Source organism: Bradyrhizobium pachyrhizi, assembly GCF_001189245.1.
Lineage (GTDB): Bacteria > Pseudomonadota > Alphaproteobacteria > Rhizobiales > Xanthobacteraceae > Bradyrhizobium > Bradyrhizobium pachyrhizi.
The window spans coordinates 25,477-41,173 of the sequence record NZ_LFIQ01000059.1 but is presented as its reverse complement, the minus strand read 5'-3'; the positions used below and the strand labels follow the sequence as shown (position 1 = coordinate 41,173).

Here is a 15,697-nt window from a genome sequence, read left to right as displayed (position 1 = left end):
CGACCCGATCGTATGGCGGGGAAGGCCGTGTGGACAGGGAAGCAATCGACACATGCACCGGTCTGGTTCACCGGGGTAATGGGCACGGCACGCTGGAAAGGTAGTGCGGGTAATCGGGGGGGACCCGTCTTGGTCGAAGGTCGCGCCTTCAGCATTGAGTAGTCGATGGACCGGATGGGAGTCGGACAGGTCATAGGTACCGATGAAATCGGGTAATTCCGGTGGAGGAAAGGACCCTGACTTCAGGTGCGCTTTTGAAGATGGCGAGGGGAAGGGTCGATTGGCGATGAGCCTTGAAACGCCCGATAAGATCAGGAGCCTTCAGAGAAAGCTTTATTGCAAGGCGAAGGCGGAGCCTGCCTTCCGCTTCTACGTGCTGTACGACAAGATCTGCCGCGAGGACATTCTGAACCATGCCTACAAGCTGGCCCGCGCCAACGCGGGTGCGCCAGGAGTGGACGGAACAACTTTCGAGCAAATCGACGCGTCGGGACTCGAAGCATGGTTGGCTGGCCTGCGCGATGAACTCGTCACGAAGACTTACCGGCCCGATCCGGTGCGGCGGGTGATGATCCCGAAGCCCGGCGGCGGCGAACGTCCACTCGGTATCCCAACAATCCGGGACCGGGTCGTCCAAGCTGCCGCAAAGATCGTGTTGGAGCCGATCTTCGAGGCGGATTTTGAGGACGGTGCTTATGGATATCGCCCGCGTCGCAGCGCGGTCGATGCAGTCAAGGAAGTGCACCGGTTTGTGTGCCGGGCTACACGGACGTTGTTGACGCCGATTTGTCGAAATATTTCGACACGATTCCGCACTCGGACCTCCTCAAATCGGTGGCCCGACGCATCGTCGACCGGAATGTGCTGCGGCTGATTAAGTTATGGCTGCGAGTACCGGTCGAGGAGCGGGATAGCGACGGGAAACGGCGCATGAGCGGCGGTAAGAGCAACAAGCGTGGCACGCTACAGGGGGGTGTCATCAGTCCGCTGCTCTCCGTCATCTACATGAACCGGTTCCTGAAACATTGGCGTCTCAGCGGTCGGCGTGAAGCATTCCATGCCCAGGTTATCTCCTATGCCGACGACTTCGTCATTCTCAGCCGCGGCCACGCGGAGGAGGCATTGACGTGGACGAAAGCGGTGATGATCAAGCTTGGGTTGACGCTCAACGAAACTAAAACCTCGGTGAAGAATGCCCGATTGGAAAGCTTTGACTTTCTTGGGTACACGCTCGGACTCCGCCGCTTCCGCAATGGGGGACGGTGGTATCTTGGCGCGGCTCCGTCCAAGAAAAGCGTGCTGCGGATCAAGAGGAAGGTCAGCGAGCTGCTGACGCCGGGCAACAAGGGCGCTTGGCCCGAAGTACAGGCACGACTGAACCGCCTTCTGCGCGGCTGGTCCGCTTACTTCAGCTATGGCTCTGTTGCTACGGCTCATCAGGCCGTTGATCGACACGTCTTCGACCGCGTGCTCGCCTTTCTGCGCAGACGACATAAGACGCCAGGACGTGGCGTCAGACGGTTCTCTGATCAGATCTATGGGAACCCTGGCGTACTCGTGCTGAACCGCGTGCGCAAAGTGTCGCCGACGTGCGGCTTGCGACGAAACCTGTCGGAAAGCCGGATGCGGGAAAACTGCACGTCCGGTTTGATGAGCGGGGAGAGGAAACGGAACGCGCAACAAGCGCATCACCGCGCCTCTCCTCGACTCTACGGCCAGCAGACCTTATCGCGCGCCCACGTTGCGGTGGTCGGTCTAGGCGGCATCGGTAGCCTTCTTGTGGAATATCTGTCGCGCCTGGGCGTCGGCCATTTCACGCTGGTTGACGACGATACGGTTGAAGCTCCAACCTCGCACGGTTGATCGGGGCATCGCAATCCGATGCTGAAAATCGGACGCCCAAGGTTCAATTGGCACGGCGCCTGATCCAACAGGCCAACCCAAGTGCGCACATCGAGCACTTCGCCGCGGATGTGGCGAAGGCTTCGGTCGCGGGCCGCCTCAAGGGTTCCGACTATATCTTCCTTGCGGCGAACTCGATGCGGGCACGCCTGGTCGTGAACGCGTTAATCCATCAATATCTCATTCCAGCCGTTCAGCTGGGCTCAAAAGTCCGCGCCGATGAGCAGGGGCAGGTCGTCGATGCGTTCAGTGCCATTCGTCCTCTTCGTCCAGGTGCAGGGTGCCTTTGGTGCAATCAGCTGATCGATCCCAATCTCCTGGCCAAAGAAGCCAAGACGGATGCGGAACGCAAGGCGCAGGCCTATGGCGTTGAGGAGCCAAATCCCAGCGTGATAAGTCTTAATGCGGTCTCCGCAGGGCATGCCGTGAATGATTTTCTCATGGATTACCTCGGTCTACGCGCTGATCGCCCGTTGCACTACCAGCACATCAATGCCCTGACCGGAAAGCTGCAGCTGGTCGAACCGCGTCAGGATGTTGATTGTCCGGAATGCTCGACAGGCGGGATGCGGTTCGCGCGAGGCGATGGCGTAGATCTGCCATGTATGGAAGGCTAGCGCGCGTTCCGCCGTGTTGATCTAGATCGTAGCCAAAGCAGCCATAGGGCATGCCTTTCGTGAAACGCGCTTCGCCTGTTGAATATTGGCGGGCGATAGAAAGCTTGAGGCAAACCCGATAGCGCCTTGAGTGCGTCTCTTGGCAGCGAAGGGCGCTTCGCGTTTCGAGACTCAGCCGATGATTGGCGCCGCAGCATGGGGATCGGCAAGAGCCTGCTGCTTGCAGGCGATCGGGACGCTTGAAATATCGCGCAAGGGCTGCCGCGCACATTCGCCGCGAGAGCAGGCCTTTGTCGGATATTTGCTGCGCCGGATGTCGGCATTGAGACTCAATGCCAGAAACCTCACACTGCGCGGCGCTACGAAGTGCCTGCTGAGCCTGCCGAATTTCCTTCGGCACGCGATTTGCTCTGTTTACGGCATCATCACCATCGCAGTGCGCTGGTCTTCGGGACGGACACCGCGTCGCTGTTCGCGTCTGGCCCGTCCGACGACAATGACTTGGCGCTCGGTTGTGGACCGAGAAAATGCAGGGAAGTGTTGGACGCGATCTAGAGTGCTTGTTTTGGTTGCTACAACAATTGCGCTCGTCGCGCGCGGTGCAACCAAAGCGGCAGACCTTGAGCTGAGCCAGGAATGAAATTGCCACCGGCGGCGTGGGACAGGCCCGGAGCTATATTGGCGGACACACGTCGGTGGCGGGTAGGCTCGAACCTCGTTCACCTATCCTTGCGGTCAATCGATCTATGACGATGCCGACACGTTCGATGTCACCCAGTGGCACAACCCGCACCTGTCTTTCGGCTAGGAGCCGCATGTCTGCCTGGGCGCTGCGCTGGCGCGCCTGGATTGCGATGCGCCTTCGCTTCTTCGCTGTTGGTGCGGCTGGAGGATCTGGCGCTGACCATCGCCGCGCAGGACGTCGTCTCCATGGCGTCTTGCGCATTCGCTGCCCGCAGCACCTGCCGCTACCTTCCGCCCTTCCATCGCTCAGAGAGTGAAGTGCCAACATGTCCGAACAACCCTTGCCGACGCTGCCGATGTGGCGCGTCGATCACATCGAGCCCTCGCCCGAGATGTTGGCGCTACGCGCCAACGGTCCGATCCACCGCGTGCGTTTGCCGTCCGGGCACGAAGGCTGGTGGGTGACAGGCTACGACGAGGCCAAGACGGTGCTGTCTGATGCGGCGTTCCGGCCAGCGGGAATGCCGCCGGCGGCATTCACCCCCGATTCGGTGATTCTCGGTTCGCCGGGGTGGCTGGTCTCGCACGAGGGGAGCGAGCATGCGAGGTTGCGCACGATCGTGGCGCCGGCCTTCAGCAGCCGCAGGGCGAAGCTGCTCGCGCAGCAGGTCGAGGCGATCGCCGCGCACTTGATCGAGACGCTGGCGGCCCAGCCACAGCCCGCCGACCTGCGGCGCCACCTCTCCTTTCCGCTTCCGGCCATGGTCATCAGCGCGCTGATGGGCGTGCTCTACGAGGATCACGTCTTTTTCGCCAACCTGTCCGACGAGGTGATGACGCATCAGCATGAAAGCGGCCCGCGCAGTGCGTCGCGCCTGGCCTGGGAAGAACTGCGCGGCTACATTCGCGACAAGATGCGGGACAAGCGCCAGGATCCGGTCGACAACCTGCTGACGGACCTGCTCGCGGCGGTCGACCAGGGCAAGGCGACCGAGGAAGAGGCGCTCGGCTTGGCGGCGGGCATGCTTGTGGCGGGGCACGAGAGCACCGTCGCGCAGATCGAATTCGGCCTGCTGGCCATGTTCCGCCATCCGCAACAGCGCGAACGCCTGGCCCGCGATCCGTCCCTGGTGGACAAGGCGGTGGAGGAAATCCTGCGCATGTACCCGCCGGGCGCGGGCTGGGATGGCATCATGCGCTATCCGAGGACCGACGTGACCATCGCGGGCGTACATATTCCCGCAGAGAGCAAGGTGCTGGTCGGCCTGCCGGCGACGTCATTTGATCCGCGCCATTTCGACGACCCGGAAACCTTCGACATCGGACGCGACGAGAACCCCCATCTGGCGTTCTCCGACGGGCCGCACCACTGCATCGGCGTGGCGCTGGCCAGGCTGGAGCTCAAGGTCGTGTTCGGTTTGATCTTCCAGCGCTTTCCCGCGCTGCGCCTGGCCGTGGCGCCCGAAGAACTGAAGTTGCGCAAGGAGATCATCACTGGCGGATTCGAGGAGTTCCCGGTGCTCTGGTGATGTGCGGACGCCGCAGGGAAGCGCGATCTTCTTTCGCAATTTGCTGGCGCGCCTGGCGCTCGCCGGTCAGATCAGCCAGCCAACAGGTAACCAAGATGGACGTGCAAGAAACCACGGCAGTATGCCGGGACGCCTTTGCCCAACTGGCGTCACCAGCGTGCATCGATGACCCGTATCCGTTCATGCGGTGGTTGCGCGAGCACGATCCGGTGCATCGCGCGGCATCGGGGCTCTTTCTGCTGAGCCGCCACGCCGACATCTATTGGGCGCTCAAAGCCACAGGCGATGCGTTTCGGGGACCGGCGCCGAGCGAACTGGCGCGCTTTTTCCCGCGTGCGGCGAACAGCCTGTCGTTCAATCTGCTGGCGTCGACGCTCGCGATGAAGGAACCACCGACGCATACGCGTCTGCGCCGGCTGATCTCGCGCGATTTCACCATGGGCCAGATCGACAAGCTGCGGCCGAGCATTGCGCGCATCGTCGCAGCGCGCCTCGACGGCATGGCGCCCGCGCTGGAACGCGGGGAGGCGGTGGACCTGCATCGGGAATTCGCGCTGGCCTTGCCCATGCAGGTCTTCGCCGAGCTGTTCGGCATGCCCCAGCACGACATAGTCGGGCTCGCCGCCGGCATCGGCGCCATTCTGGAGGGCCTGAGCCCGCACGCCAGCGATCCCAAGCTCGCCGCGGCGGACGCGGCCAGCGCCAAGGTGCAAGCCTACTTGGGCATCCTCATACAGCGCAAGCGCATCAATCCCCGCCACGACATCGTGTCGATGCTGGTCGGCGTACACGACGACGATGCCGACACGCTGTCGGATGCGGAGTTGATCAGCATGCTGTGGGGCATGCTGCTGGGCGGCTTCGCCACCACTGCTGCGAGCATCGACCATGCGGTGCTGGCGATGCTGGCGTATCCCGAACAGCGGCACTGGCTGCAGGCTGACGCCGTGGGGGTTAAGGCATTCGTCGAAGAAGTCCTGCGCTGCGATGCGCCCGCCATGTTCAGCTCCATTCCGCGTATCGCCCAGCGCGACATCGAACTGGGCGGCGTGGTGATCCCGAAGAACGCGGATGTGCGCGTGCTGATTGCGGCCGGCAATCGCGACCCGGACGCCTTCGCCGATCCCGATCGCTTCGATCCCGCGCGGTTCTACGGCACCAGTCCTGGCCTGTCGACCGACGGGAAGATCATGCTGAGCTTCGGCCACGGCATCCACTTCTGCCTCGGTGCGCAACTGGCCCGGGTGCAGTTGGCCGAGAGCCTGCCGCTGATCCAGGCGCGCTTCCCCAGGCTGGCATTGGCCGAGCAGCCGACCCGGGAGCCCTCCGCATTCCTTAGGACGTTTCGCGCACTGCCGGTGCGGCTGCATGCGCAGGGGAGCTGAGATGCGCGTCGTGGTCGACCAGGATCTGTGCGGAACCACCGGGCAGTGCGTGCTGACGCTGCCGGACACCTTTCGCCAACGCGAACCGGACGGCGTGGCCGAAGTGTGCGTGGCGACGGTCCCGCAGGCGCTGCACGCCGCCGTGCGGCTCGCGGCCAGCCAGTGCCCGGTCGCCGCCATTCGGGTCATCGAAAGCGATGCTGGCGATGACGAGCGCGCCAGCGCCGACCCTGCGCCTTCTCAGGCCGAGGCCGAGCGGCATGCCGCGAAAGACCAACGCAATCCCAGGAGGACACGATGAGACGGTTTGAAGGCAAGGTGGCCGTGGTGACGGGCGCCGGCGCCGGCATCGGCAAGGCATGCGCCCTCGCCATCGCGCGCGAGGGCGGCAGCGTGGTGGTGGCCGACATCGATGGCTCGGCGGCCATCGCCTGCACCGCGCAGATCGCGGCCGAAGCGGGCCACGCGCTGGCCCTGACCATGGACATCGCCGAAGCGCGGGCGGTGGCAGCACTGTTCGAGACGGCGGAGCGGCACTTCGGTGGCGTCGACCTGCTGGTGAACAACGCGAGCGCCATGCATCTGACCCTGCGCGACCGCGCGATCCTCGAGCTGGACCTGGCGGTCTGGGATCAGACCATGGCAATCAATCTGCGCGGCACGCTGCTCTGCTGCCGGCAGGCCATCCCACGGATGATCGCCGGCGGCGGTGGCGCGATCGTCAATATGTCGTCGTGCCAGGGGCTCAGCGGTGACACCGCACTGACGTCCTATGCCGCGTCGAAGGCGGCGATGAACATGCTGTCGGCCTCGCTCGCCACCCAGTACGGTCATGCACAGATCCGCTGCAACGTGGTTGCGCCGGGTCTCATCATGACCGATCGTCTCCTTGCCAAGCTGGACGAGGGCATGCAACGGCATCTGCGCCGGCACCAGCTCTTGCCGCGCGTCGGCCGCCCCGAGGACGTGGCCGCGCTGGTGGCGTTCCTGCTCTCCGACGATGCTGCGTTCATCACCGGCCAGGTCGTGTCCATCGACGGCGGAATGCTGGCGCATGTGCCGACGTACGCCGACGGCGGCAACAGCCGCGCGGCGCGGCCTGCCAGCGACACCGCCGAAGCGGCCGCGGCGCCGCACGGCTGATGAACATGCTGCTCAACCCGCTGAACCGCCGGCACCGGCTGCGGCACGACATCCCGGTCGTGCCCGGCGCTTTCCCGCTGGTCGGGCATCTCCCCGCCATCGCCAAAGACCTGCCGCGCCTGCTGCGGCGCGCGGAATGGACGCTGGGCAGCCACTTCTGGCTGGATTTCGGCCCTACCGGACACCTGATGACCTGCATGGATCCGGATGCGTTCGCACTGCTCCGGCACAAGGACGTGTCCTCCGCGCTGATCGAAGAGATCGCGCCCGAATTGTTCGTTGGAACGTTGGTCGCACAGGATGGCGGCGCGCACCGGCAGGCGCGCGATGCGATCAGAGCGGCGTTCCTGCCCAAGGGCCTGACCGAGGCCGGTATCGGCGACCTGTTCGCGCCGGTCATCCGGGCGCGGGTGCAGGCGTGGCGCGACCGCGGCGAGGTAACCATCCTGCGCGAGACCGGCGACCTGATGCTCAAGCTCATCTTCAGCCTCATGGGAATCCCCGCGCAGGACCTGCCGGGATGGCATCGCAAGTACCGGCAACTGCTGCAGTTGATCGTCGCGCCCCCGGTCGACCTGCCCGGACTGCCCTTGCGGCGCGGCCGCGCCGCCCGCGACTGGATCGACGCGCAATTGCGCCAGTTCGTCCGCGACGCGCGTGCGCATGCCGCGCGCACCGGGTTGATCAACGACATGGTGAGCGCCTTCGATCGCAGCGACGATACGCTCTCAGATGACGTCCTAGTCGCCAATATCCGCTTGCTGCTGCTTGGCGGTCATGACACCACCGCTTCGACGATGGCCTGGATGGTGATCGAGCTGGCGCGGCAGCCTCTCCTGTGGGACGCCGTGGTCGAGGAGGCGCAACGCGTCGGCGCAGTGCCGACCCGCCACGCGGACCTGGCGCAGTGTCCGGTCGCCGAGGCACTGTTCCGCGAAACGTTGCGCGTGCATCCGCCGACCACGCTCCTGCCGCGTCGCGCGCTGCAGGACTTGCAACTCGGCCAACGGCGCATTCCCGCGGGCACCCATCTGTGCATCCCGCTGCTGCATTTCTCGACCTCGGAGCTGCTGCACGAGGCGCCTGACCAGTTCCGCCTGGCGCGGTGGCTGCAACGCTCCGAACCGATCCGTCCGGTGGACATGCTGCAGTTCGGTACCGGCCCACACGTCTGCATCGGCTACCACCTGGTATGGCTGGAATTGGTGCAGTTCTGTATCGCCTTGGCTCTGACCATGCGCAAGGCCGGGGTGCGGCCGCGATTGCTGAGCGGCGTCGAAAAAGGCCGGCGCTATTACGACTGCACATCCGTCCATGACAATCCGCATCGGATTCTCATGAGCTGGCATCGCATGCCCCGTGTGGCGAGGCAGCGGCGCCGGCGACGCGCCGCATTGCTGCACGCGGTATGCGCGCTCCGTGCGACGCCGGCAACACGGTGGCGGCTCGCCGCTCGCCATGGCCGTCTCCTGTCAGGTACGAGGACATGAACAACAAGCAGATCGGTTCTACGCGACACGACGAGCGAACTGGCGTTTCCGCGATTGGTGGTTTGGGCGCGCAGGCGCGCGGCACATCCGGCAGGCTGCTGCCGGAGATCTGGATGCAGGACAGCGCAAATCGGGTCGAACAGGCGCTGGCGCGACTTCTCTGCGCCGAAGACGACGGTGAGACAGAGCTTATGGCGGCGATGCGCTACGCCACCTTGCAAGGCGGCAAGCGGACCCGCGCCTTGCTCTGTCTGGCTGCCGGCGCACTGGCCGACACGCTGGCGCACATCCTCGATGACGTCGGCGCCGCCATCGAGATGATGCACGCCTGTACCCTGGTCCACGACGACCTGCCGGCGATGGACGACGACGTGCTTCGCCGCGGCCTTCCGACCGTGCACGTCAAGTTCGGCGAAGCCACTGCGATCCTGGTCGGCGATGCGCTGCAAGCGCACGCCTTTCTGACTCTGGCGAGCTTGGATGCGCCAGGCGACAAGCGTATCGCGCTCGTGCGCGAACTGGCGCAGGCGGTGTCCGCTGAGGGCGCCGCAGGCGGGCAGGCCATGGATCTGTCGCTGGTTGGAAAGCACGTCGAGCTGGACAGGATCGTGGCGATGCACCGGATGAAGAGCGGAGCGCTCGTGCGCGCGTCCGTTCGCATGGGGGCGCTATGCGCCATAGCGGAGGATACCGCGCACGCTGCACTGTACGGTGCGCTCGATCGCTACAGCGCCTGTTTCGGGCTGGCGTTGCAGGTGATCGACGACATTCTCGACGCGACAGCGGATGCCGCGACGCTGGGCAAGACCCCCGGCAAGGACGCAGCGGCGCAGAAGCCGACCTGCGCGTCGATCATGGGGCTGCAGGCAGCGCGCCAGTTCGTGCCGGATCTGTTGCGCGACGCCGCAGACGCTATTGCCCCGCTTGGGCCGCGTGCGGAACGCTTGGCGCAGCTCCTGCAGCGGGCCAACGCGTATCTGCTCAAGCACGCGCCATGCGCATGAGCGCTCCCGTCCGCAGGAGCCGCAACTGTGCCGGAGTCCGCGGCGCCGATCGCAGCGGTTGCCCAGCACGGCTGCGGCGCACTGCGCGCAAGCCTATGCGGCGGACCGGCGCCAGCATCGGGGCCCTTAGCCGGCGGAGCAGGGCGGCCGTCCGGCGCTGCCCATGCGACGGGCCTGCGGCGGGCGACGTGCGCGGTCCTGGCCGATCCTGGTCCTCGTCAACCCTCTGCAGAAGGAACATCCCGCGTGAACGCGCTGTCCGAACAGATCCTTTCCGAATTGCGCCACCTGCTGAGCGAGATGAGCGATGGTGATGGCGGCAGCATCGGTCCGTCCATCTACGACACGGCGCGAACTCTGCAGTTCCACCGTAACGTCACCGGTCGGCAGGACGCATACGCCTGGCTCATCGCACAGCAACAGGCCGATGGCGGATGGGGAAGCGCGGACTTCCCGCTGTTCCGCCACGCGCCCACGTGGGCGGCTTTGCTGGCATTGCGACGTGCTGATGCTCTTCCCGGCGCTGCAGACGCAGTTAAGGCTGCAACCCGCTTCCTCCAGCGCCAGCCCGATCCCTACGCGCATGCGGTGCCGGAAGACGCGCCGATCGGCGCGGAGCTGATCCTGCCGCAGTTTTGCGGCGAGGCCTCATCCTTGCTGGGCGGCGTGGCGTTTCCGCGCCACCCGGCGCTGTTACCGTTGCGGCAAGCGTGCCTGGTCAAGCTGGGGGCGGTGGTGATGTTGCCGAGCGGCCATCCGTTGCTGCACTCCTGGGAAGCCTGGGGGACGTCACCGACCACCGCATGCCCTGATGACGACGGCAGCATCGGCATCAGTCCGGCGGCGACCGCCGCGTGGCGTGCGCGCGCCTTGACACAGGAGAGCACGCCGCAGATCCGGCACGCCGACGCGTATCTGCAGGCGGCGTCGCGAGCGACGCGCAGCGGCATCGAAGGTCTCGTTCCCAACGTCTGGCCGATCAATGTGTTCGAGCCATGTTGGTCGCTGTACACCCTGCATCTGGCCGAGCTGTTCGCGCATCCCGCGCTCGCCGAGGCGGTGCGCGTGATCGTCGCGCAGCTCGACGCCCGCCTGGGCGTGCGCGGTCTGGGCCCGGCCTTGCACTTCGCTGCCGATGCGGACGACACTGCCGTTGCGTTGTGCGTCCTGCGCCTTGCAGGCCGCGACCCGGCGATCGATGCGTTGCGCCATTTCGAGATCGGCGAGCTGTTCGTCACCTTCCCTGGCGAGCGCAATGCCTCAGTGTCGACCAATATCCATGCCCTGCATGCGTTGCAACTGTTGGGAAAGCCCGGCGCCGGCACCCGCGCCTACGTCGAGGCCAATCGCAACCCGCACGGTCTATGGGACAACGAAAAATGGCACGTTTCGTGGCTGTACCCCACCGCGCATGCGGTCGCTGCGCTGGCGCAAGGCAAGCCCCAGTGGCGCGACGAGTGCGCACTGGCGGCGCTGCTGCAGGCGCAGCGCGACGATGGCGGCTGGGGCGCCGGTCGCGCGTCCACATTCGAGGAAACCGCCTATGCGCTGTTCGCGCTGCACGTGATGGACGGGAGCGAAGACCCGACAGGGCGCCGGCGCATCGCGCAGGCGGTGGCGCGTGCACTGGAGTGGATGCTCGCCCGCCATGCGGTGCATGCATTGCCGCAGACGCCGCTGTGGATCGGCAAGGAACTGTATTGCCCCACCCGGGTCGTGCGCGTGGCCGAACTCGCCGGGTTGTGGCTGGCGCTTCGTTGGGGGCGGCGCGTCCAGGCCGAGGGAGCAGGAGCGGCGCCATGATCCAGGCCGAACGCGCGCTGCAGCAGGTGCTGGAGTGGGGGCGTTCCCTGACCGCCTTCGCCGACGAGCATGCCGTGGAAGCGGTCAGGGGGGGCCAGTACATCCTGCAGCGCATCCAGTCGAGCCTGCGCGACACCAGCGCCCGCACCGGTCGCGATCCGCAGGACGAAACGCTAATCGTGGCGTTCTATCGCGAATTGGCGCTGCTGTTCTGGCTCGACGATTGCAACGACCTTGGCCTGATCGCGCCGGAGCAGCTCGCCGCGGTAGAGCAGGCGCTCGGGCAGGGCGTGCCATGCGCGCTCCCCGGATTCGAGGGCTGCACTGTGCTGCGCGCTTCGCTGGCCGCGCTCGCCTACGATCCTCGCGACTATGCTCAGCTTCTCGACGATACCCGGTGCTACTGCGCGGCGCTGCGCGCCGGACAAGCGCAGGCGGCAGGGGAGGAACGCTGGTCCTACGCCGAGTACCTGCACAACGGCATCGATTCGATCGCCTACGCGAACGTGTTCTGTTGCCTGTCGTTGCTGTGGGGGCTGGACATGGCGAGCTTGCGCGCGCGTCCGGCGTTTCGCCAGCTCCTGCGGCTCATCTCCGCGATAGGGCGCTTGCAGAACGATCTGCATGGATGCGACAAGGACAGGTCGGCCGGCGAGGCCGACAACGCAGCGATCCTGCTGCTGCAGCGCTATCCGGCTATGCCTGTGATGGAGTTCCTCAACGACGAGCTGGCCGGCCATACGCGCATGCTGCACCGGGTGATGGCGGAAGAACGCTTTCCCGCGCCGTGGGGACCGTTGATCGAGGCCATGGCGGCTATCCGCGCGCACTACTACCAGACCTCGACCAGCCGCTACCGCAGCGACGCTCCGTGGGGAGGCCAGCGTGCACCGGCCTGAACGCGCGGGAGGCAGCGGCGTGCGCGCGCTGCCGTCGGTCCGATCCGACGCAACATCCTCGCCCGATGCGACGAATGGAGGGAGCATGAGCGACATCGCCCCAAGCCGGCGCGAGGACGACCGTCCGGACTTCGTGCTGGATCGGCGAACGGCGCCGGGCACGGTCGCCGCTGCAAGACGCGAGCTGTCATATTAGAGACGACGGCGCCAATTCTGGCTCGGCCTCGATGCTCACCAGCAGGCTTGGATTGTCTCGAGGGCAGTTTGCGAGGGCGAAGATGGAGTCCTTCAATCGAGCTTATAAGAGGCCTGAAAGAACGTACCCAGTGCTCCTTGCTGTACTTTGCAAATGGCGAGTGAGCGATGCAGCCGTTGCGTGACAGCCTATAGAGTGGCCGCGCCATCGGTCCACATGGCCCGATAGCGGGCGCCGAGGTTGATAGTTTGGTGAGGAAGTAGGACAAGCACGCTTTACCTGGACTCCGCCGCCACCATAGCCGCGTTAGAGGCAAGCAGGGTGTCTCTGAATTGGTGCGAGGAGGACGCAAAGCCGTACAGCGGCAGCGGTTTCGCCGGATCTATGGCGATATCTTCGCAAGATTCTCGACGTTTCCTTCCTTGCCGGGCCTCACGCGCATATCGCGCTCGAACGCCTCGCAGCCGAGGCGCTGATTACGCAGGAGTTTGCGACGGCGCTCAAATACGCCGATCGACTCATTCGAGTTTCACCTCCACCAGCAGCTCACTGCTTCTTCTCCGCGCCGAAGCCGCTTGGAGGCTTGGACATAGCGAAGCTGCGCTGTCCGATCTTGCGCGGGCCTTCTTGTCGATCCTTACGATGTCGGCGCCAACCGCCGGATGCTGGCGTGGGCTGCCGACGAACGGCGACTGGCCGCAGCCACTCGTTCCCAGTAGAACGGCAAAGGCCTATGCACAAGCAGGTGGCCCGGTCGCAAGATCATGCTGGGTGACTGGCCCACATGTTCCCTGACACTGCCGCCAATTTCACAAATCCCTTATAATCGTACCCTCGATGCCAACGCTCGCATCCCTGCACATAATACAAATAATGGGCGACCGTCTGTGGCGGCGCGAACCATCGTTACCGATCGTCATCGCCGGGGCGACCTGCGGCGATGATCGCCTGATGCCAGAGCCCAATGCCAGAGCCCATATCTTCGTCACGGGCACGATGGCTGCGGACGAACTAGGCGATGTCCCGAGACCGCATAATCCGGGCTGGATTCTCACCGATTTTGAGCAGCCCATCTTCGGCCAAACGAACGGCTGCGTATTGAAGCGCGACATTTTAGAAAAGTCGATCGCGATGCGCCCCAACTGCGGTCTCTCAGCACCACAGCGAAACTTGCGTGACGCTCTATGTTTTCGCGGCTGACCGCAGCATCTCGGTCTGGGCCGTGGCGTAAAGTGTTCGCCAAGCCTCCTGCAGCTCCTCGGTGAATGAGGCGCCTAACTTGCGCTCAAGGCTCCACATCAACGCCTCGCCCATTGCGACATAGTGCGGTAGCTGAACGCCAAGTCTGGCGTGCTTATGACCTGAAAGCGTGATCAGCGATTGGAATATCGGTCTCTCGTCGAGTGAGGCGACCAGGGCCGTGATCATATCCAGCACCTTCATCCGCCGCCGCTCGATGTCTCCGGCGAACATGTCTTTTGCATCGGGATCTAGTTCGATGAACCGGCTGTAACACAGGTCAGCGATGTCGCGACGGATCGGCCACATCGCGTCGAATGATATCCCTATGAGGTCGACCTGCTCGGGCGTCATTGGTCAGACAAGCAGCCTCGTAAAGAATGGCGCTGTGATTTCAGTGACCGACAGCGCCTTCTCATCAGAAGTGACGATGGTGCCAAATTCGTGGTCGCGGTTCCGGCAGTGTCAAAGGTGCTGGACTGGATTGATGCCATGTGAAATCTCACTCTCGTGACCGTACATCCTTACGTCGTTCCTAAAAAGCGACCTAGATCAATGATTGCTAATCACGTGAGTCTAAAGTTCGCCACATAAGGTCTGCTGGGCTTTGTGACAGAAGCGTTTGACAGATGCCAAACTCTGATCTGCGGACTTGATCCACTTGGAGGACTTCGGGTTTCTGTTGTGCAGGTCGATGAAGGTATAGCTGTCGGCCTCGAGCTGCCTGACGGTGGTGCAAACGCCTCGCTGGATCTGCTTTCGGGTGAGTTCGGCGAACCAAGGCTCGACCTGATTGTCCATGATGCGGCAGTCGGCGTAAAGTGGACATGATAATGCGGCCGGCGGGCGAGCCACGCCTTGATCTTGGGCGTCTTGTGGGTGGAGTAGTTATCCATGACGATATGGCCATCGAACCCTTCAGGAACTTGAGCATCGATCTTTTTTAGAGACTTCAAGAACTCGTTGCCGTGCTGCTTGTAGCATTTGCCGATGACTAACCCCCAGGCGACGTCGAGCGCGGCAGACAGCGATGTCGTACCATGCCGGAAATAGCTGTGCGTGCGACGCTCTGGCCCGCCAGGCATCATCGGCGAGACCGGCTGCTCGCGATCGAGCGCCAGAACCTGGCTTTTCTCATCGATGCTGAGGACAAGGGCTCGGTTTGGCGGGGATAGGTAAAGGCCGGCGATATCGCGCACCTTGTCGACGAACAGCGGATCGCTCGACAGCTTGAATGTCTGGCTACGGTGCGGCTGCAAGCCGAACGCCGCCCACATGCGGCGGATCGGGGTAGGGGAAAAGCCGGTTTCCGCAGCCATGGAGCGGATCGACCAGGGCGTCGCGTCGGCCGGCGTCAGCCGCAACGTCCGCTCGATCACGGCGGCAACCTGATCGTCGTTGATGGTGCGAGGGCGACCAGGGCTGGCCTCGTCAAGCAGACCAGCACAGCGATCCTTCAAAAATCGGCGACGCCACTTGCCAACGGTGTGTTCATGGAAACCGAGTTCAGCAGCCACGGACTTGCTAAGGTAGGCCGTCCGCACGCCGCAGGATCGCGCGACATCGCTCAGATAGCGACCGGGCAACACGATGACGAAGAACTTGCTCTCCAAGTACGTCCGCTCCTGCTGCCACCAGCGCTCTCCTTCAGAGGTCCGAGCGTCCTGTTATGTGACGAACTTGTATTCCAGATGACTAGCTTGAGAGAGGAGCAACGCGCGTCAAGGATTCTAGCTCTCCGTGTGATCTAACGCTTCCGTTCTGGCGAAGATCAATCCCAGCAGGGCTTTCTTCATTCTCTAAACC

The 15,697-nt window shown here is 64.1% G+C and carries 11 protein-coding genes and 3 pseudogenes; 12 read left to right on the top strand and 2 right to left on the bottom strand.

What is annotated here, in order from left to right; translation table 11 throughout:
• The first annotated feature begins 280 nt into the window (after positions 1 to 280).
• From AKL29_RS46455 to AKL29_RS43640, 12 genes and pseudogenes are all read left to right on the top strand, one after another.
• Entirely contained in the window at positions 281 to 874 is a 594-nt protein-coding gene (locus tag AKL29_RS46455; protein ID WP_347336979.1) for a reverse transcriptase domain-containing protein, read from the top strand.
• Positions 787 to 2,519, top strand: a pseudogene (locus AKL29_RS46450) (ThiF family adenylyltransferase). Before AKL29_RS46455 ends, AKL29_RS46450 begins: the two are co-directional and overlap by 88 nt.
• A 139-nt stretch (positions 2,520 to 2,658) precedes the next feature.
• Positions 2,659 to 3,159: a hypothetical protein gene (locus AKL29_RS43300; protein WP_167350392.1), complete on the top strand. Its 501-nt coding sequence runs from the start codon at positions 2,659 to 2,661 to the stop codon at positions 3,157 to 3,159.
• A gap of 370 nt (positions 3,160 to 3,529) precedes the next feature.
• Entirely contained in the window at positions 3,530 to 4,732 is a 1,203-nt protein-coding gene (locus tag AKL29_RS12790; RefSeq protein WP_050384417.1) for a cytochrome P450, read from the top strand.
• Between the two features lie 95 nt (positions 4,733 to 4,827).
• Positions 4,828 to 6,117, top strand: a complete 1,290-nt coding sequence (locus AKL29_RS12785; RefSeq protein ID WP_028336628.1) for a cytochrome P450 — start codon at positions 4,828 to 4,830, stop codon at positions 6,115 to 6,117.
• Between the two features lies 1 nt (position 6,118).
• Entirely contained in the window at positions 6,119 to 6,418 is a 300-nt protein-coding gene (locus tag AKL29_RS12780) for a ferredoxin (RefSeq protein WP_028336627.1), read from the top strand.
• Positions 6,415 to 7,260 (top strand): SDR family oxidoreductase, encoded by an 846-nt coding sequence (locus AKL29_RS12775; RefSeq protein WP_050384416.1) that lies wholly within the window; start codon positions 6,415 to 6,417, stop codon positions 7,258 to 7,260. Before AKL29_RS12780 ends, AKL29_RS12775 begins: the two co-directional genes overlap by 4 nt.
• Positions 7,260 to 8,601, top strand: a pseudogene (locus tag AKL29_RS12770) (cytochrome P450). The gene AKL29_RS12775 and the pseudogene AKL29_RS12770 overlap by 1 nt, the downstream one beginning before the upstream one ends.
• A gap of 145 nt (positions 8,602 to 8,746) precedes the next feature.
• Positions 8,747 to 9,754, top strand: a complete 1,008-nt coding sequence (locus tag AKL29_RS12765) for a polyprenyl synthetase family protein (protein WP_050384415.1) — start codon at positions 8,747 to 8,749, stop codon at positions 9,752 to 9,754.
• 246 nt (positions 9,755 to 10,000) lie between these two features.
• Positions 10,001 to 11,557: a hypothetical protein gene (locus tag AKL29_RS12760; protein ID WP_050384414.1), complete on the top strand. Its 1,557-nt coding sequence runs from the start codon at positions 10,001 to 10,003 to the stop codon at positions 11,555 to 11,557.
• Entirely contained in the window at positions 11,554 to 12,456 is a 903-nt protein-coding gene (locus AKL29_RS12755) for a terpene synthase family protein (RefSeq protein ID WP_050384413.1), read from the top strand. Before AKL29_RS12760 ends, AKL29_RS12755 begins: the two co-directional genes overlap by 4 nt.
• 1,069 nt (positions 12,457 to 13,525) lie before the next feature.
• Positions 13,526 to 13,852: a hypothetical protein gene (locus tag AKL29_RS43640; protein WP_193395207.1), complete on the top strand. Its 327-nt coding sequence runs from the start codon at positions 13,526 to 13,528 to the stop codon at positions 13,850 to 13,852.
• Here AKL29_RS43640 and AKL29_RS12750 read toward each other — a convergent pair.
• Positions 13,835 to 14,245 (bottom strand): globin domain-containing protein, encoded by a 411-nt coding sequence (locus tag AKL29_RS12750; RefSeq protein WP_050384412.1) that lies wholly within the window; start codon positions 14,243 to 14,245, stop codon positions 13,835 to 13,837. The genes AKL29_RS43640 and AKL29_RS12750 overlap by 18 nt on opposite strands.
• A gap of 222 nt (positions 14,246 to 14,467) precedes the next feature.
• Positions 14,468 to 15,519, bottom strand: a pseudogene (locus tag AKL29_RS12745) (IS630 family transposase); the annotation flags it as partial.
• Positions 15,520 to 15,697 lie beyond the last annotated feature (178 nt).